Origin of the sequence: Alkalispirochaeta americana (assembly GCF_900156105.1) — a bacterium.
Taxonomy (GTDB): domain Bacteria; phylum Spirochaetota; class Spirochaetia; order DSM-27196; family Alkalispirochaetaceae; genus Alkalispirochaeta; species Alkalispirochaeta americana.
The window spans coordinates 1-4,434 of record NZ_FTMS01000042.1 but is presented as its reverse complement, the minus strand read 5'-3'; the positions used below and the strand labels follow the sequence as shown (position 1 = coordinate 4,434).

Sequence of the window (4,434 nt, the reverse complement as noted above, 5' to 3'; positions counted from 1 at the left end):
CATCTTGATGTAACTGACAACGGTATTCCCGTTACGGCCGTTGTCACAGGCGCAAATGTACATGACTCCCAGGTTGCAATACCAATGGAAAAATTGTCCATGAGCCGTATTATTCATTGTTATTCAGTCATGGATGCTGGCTATGATGCTGAAACGATTCGAGACTTCATCACGGATTGGCCTGTACTGTCAATAGTGGACACGACCGCTTGATCTATGCGGATCTCCTTTCTGAGAAATAGTTTTCGGCGAAGATCGCCGGAGCGAGGTTTCCGAGAGCCGAATGACGACGCATGCAGAGGCTCTCCAAAGAGCTCTTTTTTACGTTCTCTCTATTCTTCATTTTATCTTCCTCTGTCTTGGCGCGGTATTGCCTATAACGTTCCGCGAGCACCCGAAGTTGGCGACCATCGGGAGCCAATTTGGGCGGAGCGAAGCGCAGCCGGGTACTCGCTGTTATGCGATGGCCAGAGCGCAATCTTTAATAAAATTTTCCCGCGCCCTACCGCCGGAGCACAGGACGTGCGTAGGCGGTTATGGTTCTATACCAACTATTACAAGTGGCACAGCTGGAACGCCACGTCCTTGTCTGACTACATTATAAAGCTCACCTTCATAATAGGAGACACCGGAACTCATTTGCGACTGCAATGATTTCATAGGTAAAATTTCAATACCCACATCAATTTGATCCCCTACATAAAATGCAAGATGCTTTACAAACAAGTCATATGCAACAAAAGAATATTTGCCGAATTGAACTTCGATTGCTACTCTATTTTTGACAAAATCCGTTTGATTATAACTAAATATCGGGCTTTCTCCTGAACTTTCAATTTCAGATTTTTGATCTTCAGGTGACATAGTTAATGTCTTCCTGATGAGTTTTTCATTTTTCGTAACCCAATAGCTAACGCGGCTTTCAGACCAAGAAAGTGCTGATAGTTTACCCTTAAAAGAATTATTCATATCGATTGGGCTATAAAGCAACTGACCCTTTTTAGTTTTTTCTTTTGATACTTTTGTTTTACATGATTCAGCATCTAATTCAGAAATAACATGCTCAATTTCTTGCCATAGATCAGGCTTATGGACAAGTAAAAACTCAAGCCCATTTAGATGAGAATATTTCTCAACGATTTTCATTAATCACCTCGTATTTCCGCTTTTTTTCAAAAAGCGTCTGCTGTGTTTGGCTATGTAACTCTTTATCATAATTCAAATTTATCTTAGGATCAGCTGGATCATAAACCGGCTTGTGCATTGGTCTGGTTTTTAACGTACCATTATATGCCGCCTCTGTTCGTTCAACTGCTATTTCCCAATATTCTTTCATTATTTCGCTTCCTATTCCTTTTCTCTTATTTTTCACTGCTGCCGCAGTAGTAGAACCTACACCTAAAAAAGGATCAAATACATAATCATTCTCATTTGTCATAGACAGCACTAATCTCTCTATTAATTCAATAGGAAACTGACAAGGGTGAATTGTTTTTTCAACGTGATTACTTTTTACGTTCGGTATTTCCCATATATCGCTCGGATTCTTTCCTAGAGGATTACATGATAATTCACCACGTTTATTACCTTTAAAGTATTTTTTATTCGGATATTTTTGAGGGATTCTAACTGCATCTAAATTGAAAGTATAATTATCACCCTTTGTGAACCACAGAATAGTTTCATATCTGCCGGAAAACCTTTTAGATGCATGAAGCCCATGACCAAAATGCCAAACAATTCTATTTCGAAGTTTAAGATTATGCTTTGTAAATATTGGAAAAAGTAAAACATCTAGCGGAACTATTTCGCCATTTGTAACATAATTACCGACTTGCCAGCAAATACTTCCATCTTCAGATAGAATTCTTACACATTCATCGATTATTTTCTCTTGATCCTTGTAATATTGATCTAAATCAGTCCGCTTTTCGTATTCCTTACCTATGTTATAGGGCGGTGATGTTACAACCAGTTTTACAGATTCTGATGGAATTTTTTTTACAAATTCATAACAAGAACCATTGTATATGATGGCGTCAGCGTCTTTTGAATATTTGTCTGTAATAGTAATCATAATCTCCTCTTTTCTCCCAGCCCGGCATGGACGCCGGGCTTCTTGGGCGCGGGTTTATTATATCAAAACATTTTGTTTTCCATAACCAGTCTATCGCTCTGGCTTTCGCACAACGTTTGCGGCACAGCCGAAGTGCCTGTGTTGCGCCCGCGGCAGGCATTTTGGCTTGCCGTTGTTGTGGGCATGTACTTGGCCATTCCGGTTTCCCCCACGCGTATCATATTCATTCTTATTTGTTTTTAATCAAAAATTCTTTAAGTTTTTTTTATACCGGATTTATCCAAAAATTATTCTTTTCTTGATTTTCAACATATTCCAAAAATTGTTCATCAAATTGCTTTTTATTCTATTCATTCATTTTAGTTAGTAATTTTGAAATGTTTTTTTCTTCAAATTTTGACTTAGAGCAACCTGATATGTCTAACAACAAGTACCTGATTATCGATTCAAAAATCATATTTGCATTTGTATTCATTGGGTATCGTTGATATAACAGATTCCTAGCTTCGGAAACAATTCCATTTAAACTATAATCTATCGAAAAAGAAAAATTACCTTTGTATCGGTTTCCTACCTCAATTAGTATTTCTTTAACTATTTCTTCTTCTTTCATTTTGATTTCCTTTCTTATCATATTAAAAATAAAGATTTATCTAGATTGTTTTACATTTCACGATTCTTACGCGTGGGTTATCTTTCTCTGGCCAAGTATTGCCCACAACGTTCCGCGGGTATGCGAAGTGCCTGTGTTGCGCCTGCGGCAGGCATTTTGTATACCCGCTGTTAGCTGCCGTAATTCCTTAATTATCATAATTTTCTCTTACGAATCCGCCTTCCGAGTGAATAATTTGGCCGGTTATTCAATCAGCATTTTCTTGTACTAAAAACCCTACAAGCTTTGCTGCATCAGAGGGCAATCCTAATCTTCCCTTTGGAAATCTATTGCGGAAGATATTAATTTGCTTTTCATCTAAACAGCCTGAATTTAGCCATCCTGAATCTGTTAGACCAGGATTTACAGCATTAATTGTTATGTTTTTATATGCAAGTTCATGCTGCATTGTCCGAGTAAAAGTCTCGATAGCTCCCTTGGTAACAGCGTATGCAATTTCTCCACTCATCGCACTCAGGCTCTGGCCAGATGTTATATTTATCACCCGCCCTTGTTGTTTTTCTTCAAATTGTTTTACAAAAAAAGAAGTAAGCAAAATGGGGGCTCGCAGATTCACAAAGTAATGCTTGTCTAGTTCTTGGGAAGGAACATTCCCAATATCAGTCGTTGTGCTATAAGTTGCATTGTTGATTAGTATCGATGCTGAACCCAACTTATTTCCTACAGTTTCAAATATTCTCTTTATAGACTCTTCGTCCATTAAATCTATTTCAAGCTTCTCACAACGAACGCCTAATCCTAAAATTTCTTTTTGGATTTTTTCTGGCTCATCGTCTTTTAATCCCCATAGCATTGTTTTGTCATAGGGTCGCCAATATGTAAAAAAATACATCAATTCCTTTTTTTGCCAATTCAATGCAAATGGCTTTACCTATGCCTTTTAATCTGGTAACACCTGTCACAATTGCTATTCTGTTATCAATCATTGTTCAAATCCCTCAATTATAGTCTGAAGTTCCTTATTGATTTTCATTATGGCAGCTAACTCCCCAATAAACGAACTCTTGCGTATATACACCCTTTCCCCCTCCTCCGCTATTGCGTGTATCTCTCCTTTTGGTCCTTTTATACGAAGGCAATCACTCATACGCAGGCCATCGCTCCAGGGCCTGCTCATCCAGAGAGCCTGGCACCCGGGAAATATCGGGGTGGAGAGGCGGGTATACATCCCGGCGGGCTTTGTGCTGACGAGCCCACGGGGTGGCGCAGCTGTAACGGAGAGTGTGGGCCGTGGAGGCCTTGGCAAGCCCTGCCGTCTTTCAGACCCGGCCGGGCAGGGCCCGCACCGGGGTGACAATCGCCAGGTCACAGGCACAGGCAGCCGGCAGAGTACCTTCTTGTGTGTCACCCGAAAGGTGGCTTTCGTATTCTTCCTGCCCCTTATCACAAAACGCCCCGGGAAAGAGCATAAAACAGGAACCCCCATCTGTCATCATGGAAAACCCCGAACCGTCCAGAGGGGACCACCTTTGCGCTACCAGGAGGCTGCCCCGAGCAGCCTCTGCTGGCAAAAGAGGGGCTCCCGAAAGAAAGCTGTGATAGAGCCCGGAATCCGGGACTCTATCGGTGGACCTGATCATCTCCGGGAGTGCGGTGTTTGTCAACAAAGAAGTCACCTGAATTACGCCGCTCTTTGATGGATCAGGCGCCTGGTTTCCTGTGATGGGTTCAGGAATACCACTCG

5 protein-coding genes are annotated in these 4,434 nt (G+C 41.0%); 1 reads left to right on the top strand and 4 read right to left on the bottom strand.

Annotation, left to right across the window (positions count from 1 at the left end):
* Window positions 1-213 (top strand): transposase (locus tag BW950_RS15045; RefSeq protein ID WP_143559286.1); only part of this gene is annotated, 213 nt, incomplete at its 5' end.
* Between the two features lie 321 nt (window positions 214-534).
* Here BW950_RS15045 and BW950_RS14470 read toward each other — a convergent pair.
* The 4 genes from BW950_RS14470 to BW950_RS14460 form a co-directional block, all read right to left on the bottom strand.
* The gene (locus tag BW950_RS14470; protein WP_076490005.1) at window positions 535-1,146 is read right to left on the bottom strand and encodes a BglII/BstYI family type II restriction endonuclease; all 612 of its coding nucleotides are present in this window, start codon (window positions 1,144-1,146) and stop codon (window positions 535-537) included.
* A complete protein-coding gene (locus tag BW950_RS14465; RefSeq protein ID WP_076490004.1) occupies window positions 1,133-2,077 on the bottom strand; it encodes a DNA-methyltransferase in 945 nt (314 codons plus the stop codon). The genes BW950_RS14470 and BW950_RS14465 overlap by 14 nt, the downstream gene beginning before the upstream one ends.
* Window positions 2,078-2,423: 346 nt before the next feature.
* Entirely contained in the window at window positions 2,424-2,690 is a 267-nt protein-coding gene (locus BW950_RS15040) for a hypothetical protein (RefSeq protein WP_143559285.1), read from the bottom strand.
* A 247-nt stretch (window positions 2,691-2,937) separates the two neighbouring features.
* Window positions 2,938-3,582 (bottom strand): SDR family NAD(P)-dependent oxidoreductase, encoded by a 645-nt coding sequence (locus BW950_RS14460; RefSeq protein ID WP_200796848.1) that lies wholly within the window; start codon window positions 3,580-3,582, stop codon window positions 2,938-2,940.
* Between the last annotated feature and the right edge of the window lie 852 nt (window positions 3,583-4,434).